The sequence below is a fragment of the Burkholderia sp. PR2 genome, assembly GCF_052372875.1.
GTDB classification, from domain to species: Bacteria; Pseudomonadota; Gammaproteobacteria; order Burkholderiales; family Burkholderiaceae; genus Burkholderia; species Burkholderia diffusa.
Genome location: NZ_JBQRWH010000002.1, coordinates 738825 through 757082 on the forward strand (window position 1 = coordinate 738825; position 18258 = coordinate 757082).

Sequence of the window (18258 nt, forward strand, 5' to 3'; positions counted from 1 at the left end):
CTCGTCAGTTGACAACTTGTGACCATATTGTATATTGGTCACGCCATCCGCTCTCCCGTTGCCGCTCCCGAGATGATCATGCCCTTGCACCGTCCCCTTGTTCTCCTGGCTAGCGTCGCCGCCCTTTCGGCGTGCGCCGTGGGTCCCGACTACCACCGTCCGGATGCGCCGCTGGCGCAGCACTATATGAGCCAGCCGCCCGCCCGCCCGGCAAAGGCTCCGGTTGCCGATCTGTCCGCATGGTGGGAAAGCTTCAACGACCCGCTGCTCACGCATTACGTTTCGCTGGCGCTGGACCAGAACCTGGATCTGGCCCAGGCCGTCGCGCAGATCACTCAGGCGCGCGCGCGCCTCGGCACGGCCAACGCGGCGCTCCTCCCGTCGGCCTCGGTTTCCGCGTCGGCCGCACGCGCCTATCAGTCCGTCGACACGCCGTTGGGGCAATTGCTCAATGCCACGCCGGGTTACGAGCGCTGGGGCACCGAGTACGAAACCAATCTGGAGGCCGGCTGGGAGATCGACATTTTTGGTGGTCTGCGCCGTCGGCGTGAAGCCGCGCTCGCCGATTACTCGGCGACGCAGGCGGCCGCGGTCGCCACCCGACTTGCCGTCGCGGCCCAGACCGCGGATATCTACGTCACGATCCGGGGGCTCCAGGCCCGTCTGGATATCGCGACCCGGCAGGTGCAGACGCAGCAGGCGCTTCTCGCAGACGTGAAACTCCTGTATTCGAAGGGTGCGGCGGCCGACTATCAGGTTCAGCAGGCGCAAGGTGCGCTCGACCAGGTTCAGGCCGGCGTGCCCGTCCTCCTCGCGGCGCTCGATGCAGCGTCGAACGCCCTCGATGTGATGCTCGGCACCCCTCCCGGCACGCACCGGGCAGAGCTGAGCCCGCCATCCGTGATCCCCGTTGCGCCGTCGCTCGCGGAAATGGGCACGCCAGCCGATCTGCTGCAAAGACGTCCCGATCTGATCGCGGCCGAACGTCACCTCGCCGCCGCCAATGCGCGCATTGGCGCTGCGATCGGCGAGTACTACCCAACGGTCTCGCTGAATGCCTTCCTCGGCAGCGCAACCTCCGCCGCTGCCGGTACGTTGTTCTCGGGCGGCGCCAACCAGGCGGCCGGCCTCGTTGGGCTGCGCTGGCGCCTGTTCGATTTCGCGCGCATCGGCGCCGATGTCGACGCGGCGAAAGGCGCCGACGCGCAAGCGCTAGCGGCGTATCGGCAGGCCGTCCTCCGCGCCTCCGAGGACGTCGAGAACGCGCTCTCGGCATTGGTGAATCGAGAGGCGCAGGCTGCCACGCTGTCGAACGCCGAGTCGTCGTTTTCCCGCGCCAAGGATGCCTCGATGACCGCGTACCGCAGCGGTGCAGCGAGTTTCATCGACGTATTGCACGCCAACGAGACCCTGCTCCAGGCCGCCGACGCGCGCGCACAAGCACAGACGGAATCCGCACGTGCAGCGATCTCGACGTTCAAGGCGCTCGGCGGCGGCTGGGATCCGGCATCGCACGTTGGGCAGACGTCGTTGACGTCGCGCTGACGTAGCCGCCCTGCATTGGCGCGCAACGAAGCCCGCGCGCATTCCGGGTTCGCGCAAGCGCGAACCGCACCATTGCCGTGCGCGTCGCGCCCGCAATCGGACAGCGTCTCGCGCGACACGTCCCCCATCGCGCGACCGACATCGAATTGGGCTAAATTTGGGTCTGATTTCGTTTGAACCCGCCGTCGGGCATAGGCACACAACACCCGTACGGGCGCACTCCAGGGCGCGATGAATGAACGATAAGGATTCTGTCGAGTTCGGGCAACCGGTTGCAGACGACACCCTCGCCAAACGGTTTCTACTTCGCGATGCACCCACGGTGCGGGCCGGCGTTTTCTCCCAGGGGCAACCGATCTCGTTCACACGGTTAACCAACCCCCGGCCTCAACCGGGGCGCTCGCTCACGCCGCAACCGGAGGAGGCCTTTGTCTTTCAGATGCCGCTGATACTGGGCCCCGATCCCGGCCTCCGTTATTCAAGCGGCAACCTCGACGCTTCCGCATCGTGCAGTCCCGGCAGTTGCTATCTGCTCGACCTGCGTTCGAGCCCGACGCGCCGTCTCGACATGCCGTTCGATACCATGCGGCTCTATCTGGCCCAAGGCGCGATCGAGGAATTCACCGATCAAAAGCGGCGCCGGCGCATAGGTGGACTCGTGCAGCCGCATCTCGGCGCCAGCGACCCGGTGCTGTTCAGTCTTTCGCATACGCTGCAGGCAGTCCTGCAGCAGCCCAACCTGACGAGTGCGCTGTTCATCGATTACCTCGCCCTGGCGTTTTGCGAACACGTCGTCACACGATATGGCCGAGCCGCTCCGGCGCTCCGTCCACGCCGCTCCGGACTGGCTCCGTGGCAGATGCGGCGCATCGAGGATTATTTCGCGTCCCACCTGCACGACAATCCGTCGATTGCCGATCTCGCGCGCGAATGTAATCTCTCCACCAGCTACTTCGGCGAAGCCTTCAAGCATTCCACCGGCAGCACACCCCATCAGTGGCTACTCAAGCGCCGTATCGAGCGCGCAAAATCGCTGCTGCGGGAAACCGATGCGAACCTGGCCAGCATCGCATCGGACTGCGGATTTTTCGACCAAAGTCATTTTTCGCGCGTGTTCTCGCGTTTCGAAGGGTGCGGGCCAAAAGAGTGGGCGCAGCGGAACCGATAGCACCAGATATATGCAAACGTTGTTGTCGGCGCGCGGGTACTCGCTCGATATGCGTCGACACGCTACGCCCCCCGCTCCCTGATTCGAATTCAACCACTGCCCCCGGTGTTCGACGGTCGCCCGCGATTCGTCCATCGAATCGTTGTTTTATACAAGATCACGCGGGCACCCAACAGGTACGCTTCTCTCACATCGACTCGTCGATGCCTCCGCAGCTCGTCACCCATTGAACGGGTGGCCATCGCAGTCCGGCCATTTCTTTTCGCCGCTCCTGCCGAAATTGCACGTTGATTTGCCCATAAAGCCTCGCGCGGCCGCCAGCCCGGAACGGAGTGGCGCTGCGCCGGTCCGCCCAACCCTCCTGGAGTCGAGGCATGAAAAATCGCGATACGTCTGTGCGTCTTGATCACGCGACGGGTGCACCCGTCGCCGACAATCTGAACATCGAAACGGCCGGCCCGCGCGGTCCCGCGCTGCTGCAGGATATCTGGCTGATCGAGAAACTCGCGCACTTCGACCGCGAGGTCATTCCAGAACGACGCATGCACGCCAAAGGATCGGGGGCGCACGGGGTATTTACGGTAACGCACGACGTCACGCGCTACACGAAGGCGAAACTCTTTTCGGAAATCGGCAAGGCAACGCCGGTATTCATGCGCTTTTCAACAGTCGCCGGCGAGCGCGGCGCCGCGGATGCCGAGCGCGATATCCGGGGCTTCGCGGTGAAGTTCTATACGGAAGAAGGGAACTGGGACATCGTGGGCAACAACACGCCCGTGTTCTTTTTCCGTGATCCGCTGCGTTTTCCCGACCTCAACCACGCGATCAAGCGCGACCCGCGCACGGGACTGCGCAGCGCAAACAGCAATTGGGACTTCTGGACGCTCCTGCCGGAGGCGCTTCACCAGGTCACGATCGTCATGAGCGACAGGGGCATACCGCGCAGCTATCGCCACATGCATGGATTCGGCAGTCATACGTTCAGCCTTGTCGATGCCGACAATCGGCGAACGTGGGTGAAGTTCCACTTCCGTACGCAGCAAGGCATCTCGAATCTGACTGACGGCGAAGCCGAGCAGCTCGTGGGCAAGGACCGCGAAACGCATGGCCGCGATCTTTACGAAAGCATCGAACGCGGCGACTTCCCGCGCTGGACACTCTTCATTCAGGTGATGAACGACGACGAGGCCAGGTCTCTGCCGTTCAACCCGTTCGACCTGACCAAGGTCTGGCCGAAAAGCGATTTCCCGTTGATCGAGGTAGGCGTACTCGAATTGAACCGCAATCCGGGCAATTATTTCGCCGAGGTCGAGCAGGCGGCCTTCTCGCCCGCGAACGTCGTGCCCGGCATCGGCTTTTCGCCGGACAAGATGCTGCAGGCGCGTCTCTTCTCTTATGGCGACACGCAACGTTATCGGCTGGGCGTGAACTTCAATCACATTCCCGTCAATGCGCCGAAGTGCCCCTTCCATAGCTACCACCGCGACGGCGCCATGCGCACCGACGACAACCTCGGCGGCACACCGTCTTACTACCCGAACAGTTCCGGCGAGTGGGAAGTCCGGCCCGATCTTCACGAGCCGCCGCTGCGAATCGAAGGCGAAGCCGCACATTGGGACCACCGCGTGGACGTCGATCACTTCGCGCAGCCCGGAAATCTGTTTCGTCTGATGAGTCGGACGCAGCAGCAATTGCTGTTCGATAACACCGCTCGCCAGATGGCCTCCGTTCAGGCGCATATCCAGGAACGCCACATCCTCAATTGCGCGAAGGCCGACCCTGAGTACGGCGCGGGCGTTCGCGAGGCCTTGGCAAGAATCGGGGCGACGACTGCGACGAAGTAGCCAGCCATTCGCTTGCGGCGTCCGCCACGACACCAGCGTCCGATCACATTTCGATGGAGAACCGTCATGTCGCAGGTCATTCAGGATGTCGCCGTACCCGATAGTCAACTTGCACGGGAAATTACCGAGTTCGTGCGCGACACGTCTAGCCCGCTGCTCTTTCATCACTCGAGCCGCGTGTATTTGTTCGGTGCGCTGGAAGGCGCGCGCCGCGGCCTGAAATTCGATCGGGAACTCTTGTACGCGGGCGCCATGTTCCATGACGTAGGCCTTGCCGGTGCGTACAGCAGCGCCACCGAACGATTTGAAGTCGATGGGGCCAATGCGGCGCGCGAATTTCTCTCCGGCCGGGGCATCGATGCGGCCGACATCGATCTCGTCTGGACGGCCATTGCGCTGCATACCACGCCCGGCATTCCGCGCCATATGCACCCGATCGTCGCGCTGGTGACGGCCGGTGTCGAGATGGACGTGCTCGGCCTCTCTTACCACGATTTTTCCGACGAGGAACGCGAAGCGGTGACGCATGCGCATCCGCGCCCGCCACACTTCAAGGAGGAGATCATTCAAGCCTTCTACGATGGCATCAAACACAAGCCGGAGACCACATTCGGCAACGTGAAAGCGGACGTGATCGCCGACAAGGAGCCGCATTTCCATCGCGGAAATTTTTGTTCAGTGATCCGTAACTCGCCGTGGCCGGGCTAAAGCAGAAGTCCTGCACGACTACGCGTCGATTCGCCCAGCATCGTGCGATCGGCGCCCCGATTTCGCGACGGCGCATCAGTCCGAGGTGGCAGAAAACATTGCCGATTGCATCGTGCGCGACGCGACGTCGGTTTCTATCAGCGGCTTCATTCACACCGAGGTAAAAATCATGAGCAAACTTGCAGGGAAAGTGGCGGTCGTCACCGGCGCGTCGAAAGGGATCGGCGCGGCCATCGCGAAGGCGCTTGCGGTAGAGGGCGCATCGGTTGTCGTGAACTATGCGAGCAGCAAGGCCGGCGCGGACGCCGTTGTGTCAGCCATTACAACAGCCGGAGGCAAGGCGATTTCCGTGGGCGGCGACGTGTCGAATGCCGCCGACGCGAAGAGCATCGTCGACGCGGCGATCGAAACATACGGCCGCCTCGACATCCTCGTGAACAACTCCGGCGTCTACGAGTTCGCGCCGATCGACGCATTTACGGAAGCGCAATACCGCAGGCAGTTCGACGTCAACGTGCTCGGTGTTCTGCTCACCACACAGGCCGCGGTCCAGCACCTTGGCGAGGGTGCCAGCATCATCAATGTCAGTTCGGTCGTTTCGACACTCACGCCGGCCACGACCGCCGTATATAGCGGCACGAAAGGCGCGGTCGATTCCATCACCGGCGCACTCGCCCGCGAACTCGGGCCGCGGAAGATTCGCGTGAACACGATCAATCCGGGCGTGATCGTGACCGAAGGTGCACAGACCGCCGGGGTGATCGGATCGGAGTTCGAGAGTTCGGCGGTCAGCCAGACGCCGCTCGGGCGTGTGGGCAAACCGGACGACGTGGCGTCGATCGCGGTTTTCCTCGCCTCCGACGACGCAAAGTGGTTGACTGGCGAACACATCATCGCCAGTGGCGGCATGCGATGAGGCAGATTCGCGGAACTACGCCCGCGTGATCAGCCACCTCGGCCCCGCGGCGGCACGGGATCCGCTCGATGCGCTGGACCTGCACGCGATCGAGCGGCCGGCCGAGTCGCCAAAACCTGTCGGCATCGCCGATGCGCCGTTCAACGCCGAACCGGATACGGATATGGCCGGACCGGCGTATTCGTCACCGGCGTGCCGCCGACGGTGTGAACCGCCACAACCGCCGCATCGTCGACACCAGCGCCGCATCGTCACCCGGCGCAGCTGACCCGGCCTGCGCGACTTCCCGCTTCCGCCGTTTCGGATCGAGCCCGGTCCCACCGGTACGCCGCTGTGCGGCGTGCCGCTCGATGACCCGCTGCAGCAGACAGAACACGCACAGCAGCGCGCCGATCACGATCCGCGTCCACCACGAACTCAGCGTGCCGTCGAACGTGATGAGCACCTGGATCGTGCCGAGGATGCCGACGCCGAACACCGACCCGATCACGTACCCCACCCCGCCGGTGAGCAGCGTGCCGCCGATCACGGTCGCAGCGATCGCGTCGAGCTCCATCCCCTGCGCCTGCAGCCCGTAGCCGGACAGCACGTACAGCGTGAACACCACGCCACCGAGCGCCGAGCAGAAGCCACTCAGCGCATACACGCCGACCTTCGTGCGCGCGACCGGCAGCCCCATCAGCAGCGCCGATCGCTCGTTGCCACCGACCGCATACACGTTACGGCCGAAGCGCGTGAAATGTGCAACGTAGATCGCGGCGGCCAGCGTCGCGAGCGCAATCAGCGCACCGGCGCTCAGCGTCCCGCCACCGACCGGCACGCTGATGCCCGCGAGCGCATGGAAGGTCAGCTCGTTGATCGTGATCGACTGCGTCGTGATGAGAAAACATGCGCCGCGCGCGAGAAACATTCCGGCAAGCGTGACGATGAACGGCTGCAACCTGAAGTAATGAATCAGCGCACCCATCGCCGCGCCGTACAGCGCGCCGAACACGAGCACCAGCGGCACGATCGCCCAGACGGGCCAGTGCAATCGCTCGGCGCCGATCGCGCAGAAGATCGTTGTCAGCGCAACGACAGAGCCGACCGACAGGTCGATACCGCCCGAGACGATCACGAACGTCATCCCGATCGCGACGATCAGCAGGAACGCGTTGTCGACGAGCAGCCCGGTCAGCACCTGCATCGAGAAGAAGCCCGTGTACATCACGGATCCGAAGCCGAACAGTGCGGCAAACAGCACGATCGTCACGACGATCGGCAACGTGCGCGGGTCGGTAAGCGATGCGAAGAATCGTTTCATCGCGGCGTGGCTCCGGTGGTGGCGCGCGAGCGGGTGGAAGAAAGCAGCCGCGACGCACGCTGGATCACCAGCCCGCGCGCCGCGTCCGACTGGATCAGCGTCACGACGATCACGACGAGCGCCTTCACGACGAGCGTCGCCTCCGGTGGCACGCCGATCGAATAAGTCGTGTAGGTGAGCGTCTGGATGATCAGCGCGCCGAGCACGGAACCCGCGAGGCTGAAGCGGCCGCCGAGCAGCGACGTGCCACCGAGCGTCACCGCGAGGATCGCGTCGAGTTCGAGCAGCAGCCCCGCGTTGTTGCCGTCGGCGCTGCGAACGTTCGAGCTGGCGAGGATGCCGGCGAGCGCCGACATGACGCCGGAGAACAGATATACGCCGAACACGACCGCCCCCGCGCGCAAGCCCACGAGCCGCGTCGCGACCGGGTTCACGCCGATCGCGCGGATGAACAGGCCGAGCGCCGTGCGGTTCACCAGCAGCGCGGTCGCCGCGATCGTCGCGATCGCGATCCAGACCGAACACGGCACGGCCGCGAGATAGCCGCCACCGAGTTCGAGGTAGCCCGGCGCGCCGATCGGGATGATCTGTCCGCCCGTCAGCAACTGCGCGATACCGCGTCCGGCGACCATCAGGATCAGCGTCGCGATGATCGGCTGCATCCCGACGAACGCGACGAGCACACCGTTCCATGCCCCTGCGAGCAACCCCACGCATAGCGCAGCCGCCAGCGCCGTGCCGACCCGCGTCGGATCGCCGTCGAGCACGATCGCCGCGGCCGCGCCGGCGATCGCGACGATCGCGCCGACCGAGATGTCGATCCCGCGCGTCGCGATCACGAGCGTCATGCCGAGGGACACGATCACGAGCGGTGCCGCGCGATTCAGGATGTCGATCGGTGCGCCGAACAAGTGGCCGTCGAGCACCGCGATCGACAGGAAGCCCGGCCGATGCGCGACGTCGAGCGCGAACAGCAGCGCGAGCGTCAGCACCGGCCATACGAGCGGATGGCGAAGCAACGTGCGTAACCGGATCATGACCGGCCTCCCGCGATCAGTTGATACACGTGTTCTTCCGACGCCTCGGCACCGGTCAGTTCGGCGACCTTGCGGCGATCGCGCAGCACCGCGATGCGGTGGCTCACGCGCACCACTTCGCTGATCTCCGATGAGATGAACAGGATCGCGAGCCCCTGCGCGCACAGCGCGAGCACGCGCTCCATGATGTCGAATTTCGCGGCGACGTCGATGCCGCGCGTCGGCTCGTCGAGGATCAGCAGCTTCGGCTCCGTCGCGAGCCAACGCGCGAGCAGCACCTTCTGCTGGTTGCCGCCGGACAGCAGCCCGATCGGCTGCTCCGCGTCGCGCGCCTTGATGCCGAGCTTCGCGATGTACGCCTCGGCGAGTTCGCGCTGGCGCGCGCGGCCGATCAGCCGCCACCAGCCGCGCCGAGCCTGCAGCGCGAGGACGATGTTCTCGCGGATCGACAACGCCGCGACGATCCCCTCCTTCTTGCGATCCTCAGGGCAATACGCGATCCCGTTGCGCACTGCATCGTGCGGCGACGCGAGCCGCTTGCGCGCGCCGTCGATCTCGATCGCGCCGGTGTCGGTGCGCTCGGCCGCGAACGCGAGCCGCGCGGTTTCCGTGCGCCCCGAGCCGAGCAGCCCGGCCAGCCCGACGATCTCGCCGGGCCGCACGTCGAGATCGAGCGGGCTCATCATCCCGCGCCGGCCTGCCTGCTGCATCGAGAGGAATGGCGCGGCCGCATCGGCTTCCCGCTGCACGGCCGCCGCGCCTGCCTGCAGCTTGCCGGACATCGGTTCGCGGCCGGTCATTTTCGCGACGAGCATATCGACCGGCAGGTCGCGCGCGAGGTACTCGCCTTCGCGCTCGCCGTTGCGCATCACGGTGATCCGGTCGGAAACCGCATAGGTCTGTTCGAGAAAGTGCGTGACGAACAGGATCGCCATCCCCGACGCCTTCAGTCGGCGCAGCACGTCGAAGAGCCGAGCGACCTCGCCGTCGTCGAGACTCGACGTCGGTTCGTCGAGAATCAGCACGCGCGCATCGACCGACACGGCCCGCGCGATCGCGACCATCTGCTGCACCGCGATCGGATACGCGTCGAGCGAGCGCGTGACGTCGAGCGACAGGTCGAGCTCGGCGAGCGCATCGCGCGAGCGCGCATGGATCGTCTTCCAGTCGATCGCGCCGCGCCGCATCGGCTGCCGGCCCGCGAAGATGTTCTCGGCGACCGACAGGTTCGCGCACAGGTTCACTTCCTGGTACAGCGTCTGGATTCCGGCCGCCTCTGCTTCGCGCGGCGCGGCGAACCGCACCGGTGCGTCACCGACGCGAATCTCGCCCGCGTCGTGCGCGTGCACGCCGGTCAGGACGTTGATTAGCGTCGACTTGCCCGCGCCGTTCTGGCCCATCAGCGCATGAATTTCGCCCGGAAACAGCCGGAAGTTCACGCGCTGCAGCGCGTTCACGCCCGGGAACGCCTTGTCGATGCCGATCATCTCGACTACCGGCGGATTCGTCATGGATCGCCCTCGATTCGAGGCGGAAGGCTGAGGGCGGCAGCCGCGCCGCCGCCCGCGTCCGCCGGGACTCAGTACTTGCGGGTCGGCAGCACCTGCGCCGCGACGCTCATCGGGAACACCGTCTCGTTCGTGACGATGCGCTTCGGCAGCTGCTTGCCGGCGACCACGTCCTTCACCGCGGTCATCAGCTGCGGCCCGAGCAGCGGGCTGCATTCGACGTCGACGTTGATCTTGCCGGCGACCATCGCCTGGAAGCCGCCCTTGGTCGCATCGAACGACACGACGCTCACGTCCTTGCCGGGCTTGATGCCGGCCTCTTCCATCGCCTGGATCGCGCCGAGCGCCATGTCGTCGTTGTGCGCGTAGACGACGTTGATCTGCTTGCCGTAGGTCTTCGCGAACGCTTCCATCACCTGCTTGCCGCCGGCGAGCGTGAAGTCGCCGCTTTGCGATGCGATCACCTTGAACTTCGGATTGTTCTTGATCACTTCGAGCAAGCCCGCGCGGCGATCGTTGGCCGGTGCGGAGCCGACCGTGCCCTGCAGCTCGACGATATTGATCGGGCCCGCATCGTTCTTGAAGCGCTCTTCCATCCAGTGGCCGGCGCGCCGCCCTTCCTCGAGGAAGTCGGAGCCGATCATCGTCACGTACAACGAAGGATCCTTCACGTCGACGCCACGATCGGTCAGGATCACCGGAATATGGGCCGCCTTCGCTTCGGTCAGTACCGGCTCCCAGCCCGACTCGACGACCGGCGAGAACGCGATCACGTCGACCTTCTGCGCGATGAACGAGCGGATCGCACGGATCTGGTTCTCCTGCTTCTGCTGCGCGTCCGAGAATTTCAGATTGATGCCAGCGTCCTTCGCCGCGCTCTTCACCGACACGGTGTTGGCGGTGCGCCACGCGCTTTCCGCGCCGACCTGCGAGAACCCGAGCGTGATCGGCTTTTGCTGCGCGTGCGCACCCGAAGCGAATACCGTCGCCGCGGCGACGAGCGCACCGGCCGTCAGCTTCCTGATGAATGTCATGGTCCGTCTCCGATGATGTCGTTGTATGCCGCGGCGCCTGCCTGGCGCGATGCCGTGCTGTTGTGGTTCTGCGTGGCGCGGGTGCGGTTCGGGGCGGTGCCGGCCGGCGCATGCGGCCGGCCCGGTATGTACGCCCCGGATCAGTCTAGAAACAAGTCCGATAACCTTCCAATGAAATATTGGATTGAAGCGATATCGGTATCGGCATACGTATAAACACCTAGCACCGGATCGTCGCCTGCCCCCACCATTTTCGACGTGGGCGGAGCGGCGTATCGCGGCGGCGCACGGATCTTGCTGTCGCACTAGCAAGCGCTGTTCGCGCCCCGCGACAGCCGCTCCGACAACAAGGAGAACAACGATGTCCGCCGCGCGTGAACGCCGATCGCCGCACATGGATACGCCGCTTCGCTGGCGGCTTGCGACATGAAGAAACGTACGTCCCGAAGCGGCCCCGGCACCGAAACCGTCGCTCGTCTTGCCGCGCCGCTGCGCCATGTCGACGACCGGCATCCCGGCTATACGCGCCGGCGGTTGCGCCACGGCTTCGCGTACTACACGCAGGACGGCGTCCGGATCCGCGACGCCGACGAAATCGCCCGCATCGATGCGCTAGCGATTCCGCCGGCGTATACCGATGTCTGGATCTGCATGGACCCGCGCGGCCATTTGCAGGCGACGGGGCGTGATGCGCGCGGGCGCAAGCAGTATCGCTATCACCCGCAGTGGCGCGAGACGCGCGACGCGAACAAGTACGCGCGGATGGCGGCCTTCGCCCGCGCGCTCCCGCGCATCCGCACGCGCGTCGCGCGTGATCTGGCACTGCCCGGGATGCCGCGCGACAAGATCGTCGCGACGATCGTGCGGCTGCTCGACACGACGCTCGCGCGGATCGGCAACGCCGAATATGCACGCGAGAACGCGTCGTACGGGCTGACGACGCTGCGCAAGCGCCACGTGACGATCCGCCCGGGACAGGTTCGCCTGCGCTTCACGGGCAAGAGCGGCATCGAGCATGACGTGACCGTGGAAGACCCGCGCGTCGGCCGGATCGTACGGCGCTGCGCGGAGTTACCCGGGCACGAGCTGTTCCAGTATGTGGACGACGACGGCACACGTCATTCGATCGGCTCGTCCGACGTGAACGCGTATCTGCGCGAAGCAGCAGGCGCGGAGTTCACCGCGAAGGATTACCGGACATGGGCAGGCAGTGTTCAGGCGCTGGCATTGCTGCGGCACATCCCGCATGAGGACGTCACGCAGGCGCGCAAGCAGATCGTCGAAACGGTGCGGGCCGTCGCCGACATATTGCGCAACACGCCGGCCGTGTGCCGACGCTGCTACATCCACCCGGCGGTGCTCGATGCGTTCGAAGCCGGGATGCTCGCGGCGCTGGAGGTGCGCCACTCGCCGCGCGGGCTGCGCGTGGACGAAGCCGCGTTCGCTGCGTTGCTCGGGCAGGCGGCGCGTCAATCGTCCAGGAAGTCGAGAAAGTGACGTGTCCGATACAGCGGCACGCGCCGCTCAACGCCCGACAGAATTCGCAGCACTGCGAAAGATCAGCGGACGCTCGTCCTGCCGCCCTGCCCTCCGCGCGAACTGCACGGCCTGTTCGACCCGGCCGTGATGCTCGGACTTCGCACAGACCGGATCGGCCTGCGCGGGGTCGCCGGCCAGCATGTACGCCTGGCAGCGGCACCCGCCATGATCCGCATGGCGCTCGTCACAGGTGCGGCACGGGTCGCGCATCCAGCCGTCACCGCGAAACGCGTTGAACGCGTCGCTTTCATACCAGATGTCCTTCAGCGACCGGTCGCGCACGTTCGGCAGCTCGAGACCGGGCAACCCGCGCGCGGCATGGCACGGAAGCGCGGTCCCGTCCGGTGCGACGCCGAGGAATACCGAGCCCCAGCCGTTCATGCAGGCCTTCGGCCGCTGCTCGAAGTAGTCGGGCACGACGAACAGGATCTTGCACCGTTCGCCGACGAGCTTGCGGTAGCGGTTGACCGTTTCCTCCGCTTCGCGCAGCTGTTCGGCGGTCGGCATCAGCTGGTCGCGATTCAGCATCGCCCAGCCGTAGTACTGCGTATTCGCGAGTTCGAGAAAATCCGCGCCAAGGTCGAGCGCCATCTCGATGATCTGGCCGACGTGCGGCAGGTTGTAACGATGCAGCACGCAGTTCAGCACCATCGGATAGCCGTGCGACTTGATCAGCCGCCCCACGCCGCGCTTGAGGTCGAAGGTGCGCGTGCTGGTCAGGAAGTCGTTCAGCTCGCGCGTCGAATCCTGCAGCGACAGCTGGATATGATCGAGCCCGGCCGCCTTGAGCCGGTCGATGCGCGCGGCATTCAGGCCCACGCCCGACGTGATCAGGTTGGTATAAAAACCCAGCGACCGCGCATGCTCGACCAGCACCTCCAGGTCGTCGCGCTGCAGCGGTTCGCCGCCGGAAAAGCCGATCTGCGCGGCGCCGAGCGCGCGCGCGTCGCTGATCACCGTGCGCCATGCGTCGGTATCGAGCTCCGCGCCGTGTGTCGCGAAATCGACCGGGTTGTAGCAGAACGCACAGTGCAGCGGGCAGCGGTACGTGAGCTCGGCGAGCAGCCACAACGGCGCGGACGGCCGGTTCGGAGGAGGGGTCATGTCCATGTCAGTCGAGCCAGCCGCGCAGTCGCGCATGATCGAGGAAGCGATAGACGTCCGACGCAAGGTCCGACGTGCTGAACAGCCGCTCGAGTTCGTCGATGATGTCGTCGAGCTCCCGCGTGCCGTCGCAGCGCGCGAGGATCTCGCCCGCGCTCGGGTTGAGCCGGACCATGCCTTCCGGATACAGGAGCACGTACGCATCCTGGGCCGCCTCCCACTGCAGGCGGTACATGCCCCTCAGCGAGGGGCGCAGCGGCACGCCGCTGACGGCGTCGTTGGAGTTCATGCGGGATACGCCTTTTCAATCGCATCGAGAATCGACCACAGCACATCCAGCTTGAACGACAGGATGTCGAGCGCGCGCCGTTGCGCGTCCGGTGTCGTGAAATGGTTCAGCGTCACCGCGAGCCCGTGTTCGACGTCTCGTTGCGCGAGCGGCACGCGGCTGCGGAAATACTGCAGCCCGTCCGCCTCGATCCACGGATAGTGGGACGGCCAGCCCGCGAGCCGGTCGAGGTGGATCTGCGGCGCGAACATCTCGGTCAGCGACGAGCACACGGCCTCCTGCCACGGCGCGTGCCGCGCGAAATTGACGTAGGCATCCACCGCGAACCGCACGCCGGGCAATACGTGCGCGAGCGACCACAACGCCTCGCGCTCGATGCCGACCGCCTCGCCGAGCCGCGCCCATGCCTCGATCCCGCCTTCCTGACCGCCGTGACCGTCGTGATCGAGAATCCGCTCGACCCACAGCCGGCGCGTGTCGCGGTCCGGGCAATTGGACAGGATCGCCGCGTCCTTCAGCGGAATGCTGACCTGGTAGTAGAAGCGGTTCGCGACCCAGCCGCGAATCTCCGACGGTGAGCACGCGCCGGTATTCAGGCGGCGGTTGAATGGGTGGTGGATGTGATAGCGCGATTCGAGCGCGCGCAGGCGCGCCTCGAACTCCTGCGCACTCCAGGGTGTCGCGTGCAGCGCCGCGGCCGGAATCGGTGCGTTCATGGTCAGACCTCGAATTGCATGCCGTCGTGGGCGACCTCGATGCCGTGCTCGCGCAATTGCGCGCGCGCGCCGGAGCCGGGGTCGAGAATCGGATTCGTGTTGTTGATGTGGGTAAGGACCTTGCGCGTGTGCGCCGGCAACAGCCGAAGGCGGTCGATCATGCCCGGCCTCGCCGCGTCGCCGCACTGCGCGAGATGCCCCATGTCGGCCGCGTGCTTCGACGACAGGCCAAGGTCGATCATCTCCGTGCCGGTCCAGAATGTGCCGTCCACCAGCACGAGGTCGGCGTCGCGCATCGCGGCGCGCACGCCGTCGTCGACGTCGGCGAGCCCCGGCGCGTAGAATGCCTGCCGGCCGCTCGTCGTGTCTTCGATCAGGAGTGCGATGTTGTCGCCCGGCACGCTCGCCTCCCGGCGCGGCGAATAAGGCGGCGGCTTGCTGTCGACCGGCACGGCGGTGAAGCGGATGCCACCGGCGCCCGGTATCGCGAACGGTTCGCCTGGCGCGATCGTGTGGACGTCGACGCCGCAGTAGTGGCCGAGCAGCGGCACGAGCGGCAGCCCGGTCGACAGGTCGTCGAGCACCGGCGCGCTCGCATACAGCGGCAGCGGCGACGTGCGTTCGCGCAGCATCAGCAGGCCCGTCACATGGTCGATCTGCGCGTCGCACAGCACGACGGCGACGATCGCGCTGTCGCGAATCGCGCGAGCCGGCTGCAGGTCGGGGGCGGCGCGCAGTTGCGCGAGGATGTCCGGCGACGCGTTCACCAGCACCCAGTCGACACCGTCGCCGCTGACCGCGATCGACGATTGCGTGCGTGGCACGATGCCGTCGGTGCCGGCCCGCACACGACGGCAGTTGCCGCAGTTGCAGTTCCATTGCGGCAGTCCGCCGCCGGCGCCCGAGCCGAGTATCTTGATCTTCATCTGCGTGTGCTCCCGGCGCCGCCCGCATCGTGTCCGTCGATGCGGGCGGCACTGCGCGCGTCGATCAGCGGTTGGCGATGTACATCGTGATTTCGAAACCGAAACGCAGATCGGTATAAGCCGGGGTGGTCCATTGCATGATGTGTCTCCTTGTTGAGTTGGTGAGTCGAAAAAACCGCATCGATCGAGCGGCCGATACCCATTCAGCAAGGAGCGTGCCGGGGCGGCACTTGCGTTGCGCAACGGTGTGCGAAGGCATGCGGCAGCCGCCGGGTGGTCACGGCACCGCAATTCTTACGATTTGCCGACACGAATATTTCAGAAACCGTCGAGCGACGGTTCATGCCACGCGCGGCCGGTTGAGCAAGTGTTGAATCCTTGAACACCGGGTGTTGCAACCTGACACACCGGTGTGACAGTCGCGGCTTGCGTCAGGGTTCGTCCGGCTCCAGCGCATCCGGTCCGGCGGCCGGCATCTTGCGGTAGATCGTGTTGCGCGACACGCCGAGCGCGCGTGCGGCGGCGGATACGTTGCCGCCGTGACGCGCGAGCGCGGCCGCGATCGCTGAGGCGGCCACGTCCTGCAGCCGCGCATCGCCGGCCGCGTTCGCGAACGCGGGTGCTTCCGATGCGAGCGGCGGAGAAGTACAGGCCTCCTGTGCCGCCGGGCCGCTGTCGTGCCGCACGTCGTCGAAGAAATCGTCCGGCAAATGTTCGCAGCGGATCTCGCAGTCGTCGTCGACCATCGCGGCCGCCGTGCGCAGCAGGTTCGCGAGCTGCCGGAAGTTACCCGGCCACGCGCAGCGCTCGAACAGCGCCATCACGCCGGGCGCAACGCTCAAGGGGCGGCGCCCGGGCCCCGACAGCGTTTCCCGCTGCAGCATCTTCTGCACGACCACCGCGAGGTCCGTGCGGTCGCGCAGCGGCGGCAGGCGCACGACGAGCCCGTTGAGCCGGTAGTACAGGTCCTCGCGAAAGCGGTTCTGCGCGATCATGTCGCGCAGGTCGCGGTGCGTCGCGCAGATGATCGCGATGTCTACGCCGATCGCCTTCGTCGACCCGAGCGGATTGACGATGCGCTCCTGCAGCACGCGCAGCAGCCGCACCTGCAGCGGATACGGCATGTCGCCGATTTCGTCGAGAAACAGCGTGCCGCCGTTGGCCTGCAGCAGCTTGCCGGTCGCGCCCTTGCGGCGCGCGCCGGTAAACGCGCCCTCCTCGTAGCCGAACAGCTCGGATTCGATCAGCGTCTCCGGAATCGACGCGCAGTTGACGGCGACGAACGGCCCGTCGCGGCGCGGCGAGTCGTTGTGGATCGCCTGCGCGAGCAGCTCCTTGCCGGTCCCCGTCTCTCCGGTGATCAGCACCGGAATGTCCTTGCCGATCACCTTGCGGACCTTCGCGATCACCGCCGCCACCTGCGGATCGCCGGTGTCGAGATAGCTGAGCCGCGACAGGCTCGCCGCGCACTGCGCGGCAGGCGGCCGCGCGGCCGGCGCGGCGACGTCGTGCACTTCGGCGGGCCGGCTGCCCTCGGCCCGCAACGCGCGCCGGAACTGCACGCGCGCGCAGACCACAGCGCCGTTGCCGAGGTTCAGCGACACGTGCGGCTCGGTGCTCGCGCGCATCCGGTCGATCAGCTGCGCGCTCGTCACGTCGAACAGCGACGCGAGCGTATGCGCGCGCAGCGCGGCAAGCGGCATCCCGAGCTGGAACTGCGCGCTGCGATTGGCCGACAGGAAGCGGCCGTCCGCGGTGAACGCGACGATCCCCTCCATCAGTGTTCCGAGGAATTCGGGGCGGCCGTGAAACGACACCTGCAGCGTCTCCTGGAACGTCGTCGTGAACAGGTGGTTCTCGATCATCTGCACCGACATCTTCGCGAGCGCCATCGTGTGCTGGTGATAGCTGCGATGATCGCCCGTCACGTCGAGCACGCCGATCGCGTCGCCGTACGGGTCGAGGATCGGCACGCTCGAGCAGGTCAGGAAATGATTCGCGGCCAGGAAGTGCTGGTCGCCGTGCACGACCATCGGGCACAGCTCCGCGAGCGCGGTGCCGATCGCGTTGGTGCCCTGCCGGCTCTCCGCCCAGTTCGCGCCGGGGCGCAGTGCGACCCGTTCCGCGCGCCGCAAGAAGTCGTCGTCGCCGATCGAATGCAGGATCAGCCCTTCCGCATCGGTCAGCACGATCATGCTCTGCGTATTGACGATCTGCTCGTGCAGCGTCTCCATCACGGGCATCGCATGCACGCACAGCACGCGGTTCTGCTCGCGCTTGAGCGCCAGCGCGGTGCCGGACAACAGGTCGTAGTCGGGACGTGCCGACGCCTGCAGGCCGAACGTCTCGGACCGCTCATGGGACTTCTGGATCGTCGGCGTCGGCCAGCCGGGCGCATGCGTTGCCCGTGCGTTGGCCGTCGGATGAACGTCATCGCGCATTGTCTCCTCCGGGGATCCTTCCGGTCGGTGCCGGACTTTGTGCTGGATCAAGCAAACTTCGGGCCACGCTGTCGGCAGCGCTTGCGTCGGACGCCGCGCATCGTCGCCCGGCGCAAAACGAAATGAAAATGAAAGCAACCTCAATCGCATGCGGTGCAGCCGGTGCGACGCGCCGGGGAC

16 protein-coding genes are annotated in these 18258 nt (G+C 66.0%); 6 read left to right on the forward strand and 10 right to left on the reverse strand.

Going from position 1 to position 18258, the window contains the following annotated elements; all coding sequences use genetic code 11:
* Window positions 1-78 precede the first annotated feature (78 nt).
* The 5 genes from ACT2FV_RS14940 to ACT2FV_RS14960 all read left to right on the forward strand — a co-directional run bounded on the left by ACT2FV_RS14940 (window position 79) and on the right by ACT2FV_RS14960 (window position 6181).
* Complete coding sequence (locus tag ACT2FV_RS14940; protein WP_444504200.1) at window positions 79-1545, forward strand: efflux transporter outer membrane subunit; 1467 nt, start codon at window positions 79-81, stop codon at window positions 1543-1545.
* Between the two features lie 235 nt (window positions 1546-1780).
* A complete protein-coding gene (locus tag ACT2FV_RS14945; RefSeq protein ID WP_444504201.1) occupies window positions 1781-2713 on the forward strand; it encodes a helix-turn-helix domain-containing protein in 933 nt (310 codons plus the stop codon).
* A gap of 374 nt (window positions 2714-3087) precedes the next feature.
* Entirely contained in the window at window positions 3088-4557 is a 1470-nt protein-coding gene (locus ACT2FV_RS14950) for a catalase (RefSeq protein WP_444504202.1), read from the forward strand.
* A gap of 66 nt (window positions 4558-4623) precedes the next feature.
* Window positions 4624-5265, forward strand: a complete 642-nt coding sequence (locus ACT2FV_RS14955; RefSeq protein ID WP_444504203.1) for an HD domain-containing protein — start codon at window positions 4624-4626, stop codon at window positions 5263-5265.
* 169 nt (window positions 5266-5434) lie between these two features.
* Complete coding sequence (locus ACT2FV_RS14960) at window positions 5435-6181, forward strand: SDR family NAD(P)-dependent oxidoreductase (RefSeq protein ID WP_444504284.1); 747 nt, start codon at window positions 5435-5437, stop codon at window positions 6179-6181.
* Between the two features lie 184 nt (window positions 6182-6365).
* On the opposite strand, the gene yjfF is transcribed toward ACT2FV_RS14960, so the two are convergent.
* From yjfF to ACT2FV_RS14980, 4 genes are all read right to left on the reverse strand, one after another.
* On the reverse strand, window positions 6366-7484 hold the full coding sequence (gene yjfF / locus ACT2FV_RS14965) for a galactofuranose ABC transporter, permease protein YjfF (protein WP_444504204.1): 1119 nt from the start codon (window positions 7482-7484) through the stop codon (window positions 6366-6368).
* A complete protein-coding gene (locus ACT2FV_RS14970) occupies window positions 7481-8521 on the reverse strand; it encodes an ABC transporter permease (RefSeq protein ID WP_124901839.1) in 1041 nt (346 codons plus the stop codon). The genes yjfF and ACT2FV_RS14970 overlap by 4 nt, the downstream gene beginning before the upstream one ends.
* Window positions 8518-10032, reverse strand: coding sequence for a sugar ABC transporter ATP-binding protein (locus ACT2FV_RS14975; RefSeq protein ID WP_151049982.1), 1515 nt, complete (start codon window positions 10030-10032; stop codon window positions 8518-8520). Before ACT2FV_RS14975 ends, ACT2FV_RS14970 begins: the two co-directional genes overlap by 4 nt.
* Window positions 10033-10100: 68 nt before the next feature.
* Window positions 10101-11063: an ABC transporter substrate-binding protein gene (locus ACT2FV_RS14980; protein ID WP_059529188.1), complete on the reverse strand. Its 963-nt coding sequence runs from the start codon at window positions 11061-11063 to the stop codon at window positions 10101-10103.
* Between the two features lie 426 nt (window positions 11064-11489).
* Here ACT2FV_RS14980 and ACT2FV_RS14985 point away from each other — a divergent pair, with 426 nt between their 5' ends.
* On the forward strand, window positions 11490-12560 hold the full coding sequence (locus ACT2FV_RS14985; protein WP_444504205.1) for a DNA topoisomerase IB: 1071 nt from the start codon (window positions 11490-11492) through the stop codon (window positions 12558-12560).
* 27 nt (window positions 12561-12587) lie between these two features.
* Here ACT2FV_RS14985 and pqqE read toward each other — a convergent pair whose 3' ends face one another.
* From pqqE to ACT2FV_RS15015, 6 genes are all read right to left on the reverse strand, one after another.
* Window positions 12588-13712, reverse strand: coding sequence for a pyrroloquinoline quinone biosynthesis protein PqqE (gene pqqE, locus ACT2FV_RS14990; RefSeq protein ID WP_444504206.1), 1125 nt, complete (start codon window positions 13710-13712; stop codon window positions 12588-12590).
* A gap of 1 nt (window position 13713) precedes the next feature.
* The gene (gene pqqD / locus ACT2FV_RS14995; RefSeq protein ID WP_006751646.1) at window positions 13714-13995 is read right to left on the reverse strand and encodes a pyrroloquinoline quinone biosynthesis peptide chaperone PqqD; all 282 of its coding nucleotides are present in this window, start codon (window positions 13993-13995) and stop codon (window positions 13714-13716) included.
* Window positions 13992-14711, reverse strand: coding sequence for a pyrroloquinoline-quinone synthase PqqC (pqqC, locus tag ACT2FV_RS15000; protein WP_444504207.1), 720 nt, complete (start codon window positions 14709-14711; stop codon window positions 13992-13994). Before pqqC ends, pqqD begins: the two co-directional genes overlap by 4 nt.
* Before the next feature lie 2 nt (window positions 14712-14713).
* Window positions 14714-15637 (reverse strand): pyrroloquinoline quinone biosynthesis protein PqqB, encoded by a 924-nt coding sequence (gene pqqB / locus ACT2FV_RS15005; RefSeq protein ID WP_444504208.1) that lies wholly within the window; start codon window positions 15635-15637, stop codon window positions 14714-14716.
* Between the two features lie 64 nt (window positions 15638-15701).
* On the reverse strand, window positions 15702-15776 hold the full coding sequence (gene pqqA, locus ACT2FV_RS15010) for a pyrroloquinoline quinone precursor peptide PqqA (RefSeq protein WP_006410019.1): 75 nt from the start codon (window positions 15774-15776) through the stop codon (window positions 15702-15704).
* A 292-nt stretch (window positions 15777-16068) separates the two neighbouring features.
* Window positions 16069-18078, reverse strand: a complete 2010-nt coding sequence (locus ACT2FV_RS15015; protein ID WP_174920267.1) for a sigma-54-dependent Fis family transcriptional regulator — start codon at window positions 18076-18078, stop codon at window positions 16069-16071.
* Between the last annotated feature and the right edge of the window lie 180 nt (window positions 18079-18258).

Excerpts from the sequence above, each read along its gene's own strand:
- ACT2FV_RS14945 (WP_444504201.1), top strand. The coding sequence starts at position 1,781 with ATGAACGATAAGGATTCTGTCGAGTTCGGGCAACCGGTTGCAGACGAC.
- ACT2FV_RS15015 (WP_174920267.1), bottom strand. The coding sequence starts at position 18,078 with ATGCGCGATGACGTTCATCCGACGGCCAACGCACGGGCAACGCATGCG.
- ACT2FV_RS14960 (WP_444504284.1), top strand. The coding sequence starts at position 5,435 with ATGAGCAAACTTGCAGGGAAAGTGGCGGTCGTCACCGGCGCGTCGAAA.
- ACT2FV_RS14950 (WP_444504202.1), top strand. The coding sequence starts at position 3,088 with ATGAAAAATCGCGATACGTCTGTGCGTCTTGATCACGCGACGGGTGCA.
- yjfF (WP_444504204.1), bottom strand. The coding sequence starts at position 7,484 with ATGAAACGATTCTTCGCATCGCTTACCGACCCGCGCACGTTGCCGATC.
- ACT2FV_RS14975 (WP_151049982.1), bottom strand. The coding sequence starts at position 10,032 with ATGACGAATCCGCCGGTAGTCGAGATGATCGGCATCGACAAGGCGTTC.
- ACT2FV_RS14970 (WP_124901839.1), bottom strand. The coding sequence starts at position 8,521 with ATGATCCGGTTACGCACGTTGCTTCGCCATCCGCTCGTATGGCCGGTG.
- ACT2FV_RS14980 (WP_059529188.1), bottom strand. The coding sequence starts at position 11,063 with ATGACATTCATCAGGAAGCTGACGGCCGGTGCGCTCGTCGCCGCGGCG.
- ACT2FV_RS14940 (WP_444504200.1), top strand. The coding sequence starts at position 79 with ATGCCCTTGCACCGTCCCCTTGTTCTCCTGGCTAGCGTCGCCGCCCTT.
- ACT2FV_RS14985 (WP_444504205.1), top strand. The coding sequence starts at position 11,490 with ATGAAGAAACGTACGTCCCGAAGCGGCCCCGGCACCGAAACCGTCGCT.
- pqqE (WP_444504206.1), bottom strand. The coding sequence starts at position 13,712 with ATGGACATGACCCCTCCTCCGAACCGGCCGTCCGCGCCGTTGTGGCTG.
- pqqB (WP_444504208.1), bottom strand. The coding sequence starts at position 15,637 with ATGAAGATCAAGATACTCGGCTCGGGCGCCGGCGGCGGACTGCCGCAA.
- pqqD (WP_006751646.1), bottom strand. The coding sequence starts at position 13,995 with ATGAACTCCAACGACGCCGTCAGCGGCGTGCCGCTGCGCCCCTCGCTG.
- ACT2FV_RS14955 (WP_444504203.1), top strand. The coding sequence starts at position 4,624 with ATGTCGCAGGTCATTCAGGATGTCGCCGTACCCGATAGTCAACTTGCA.
- pqqC (WP_444504207.1), bottom strand. The coding sequence starts at position 14,711 with ATGAACGCACCGATTCCGGCCGCGGCGCTGCACGCGACACCCTGGAGT.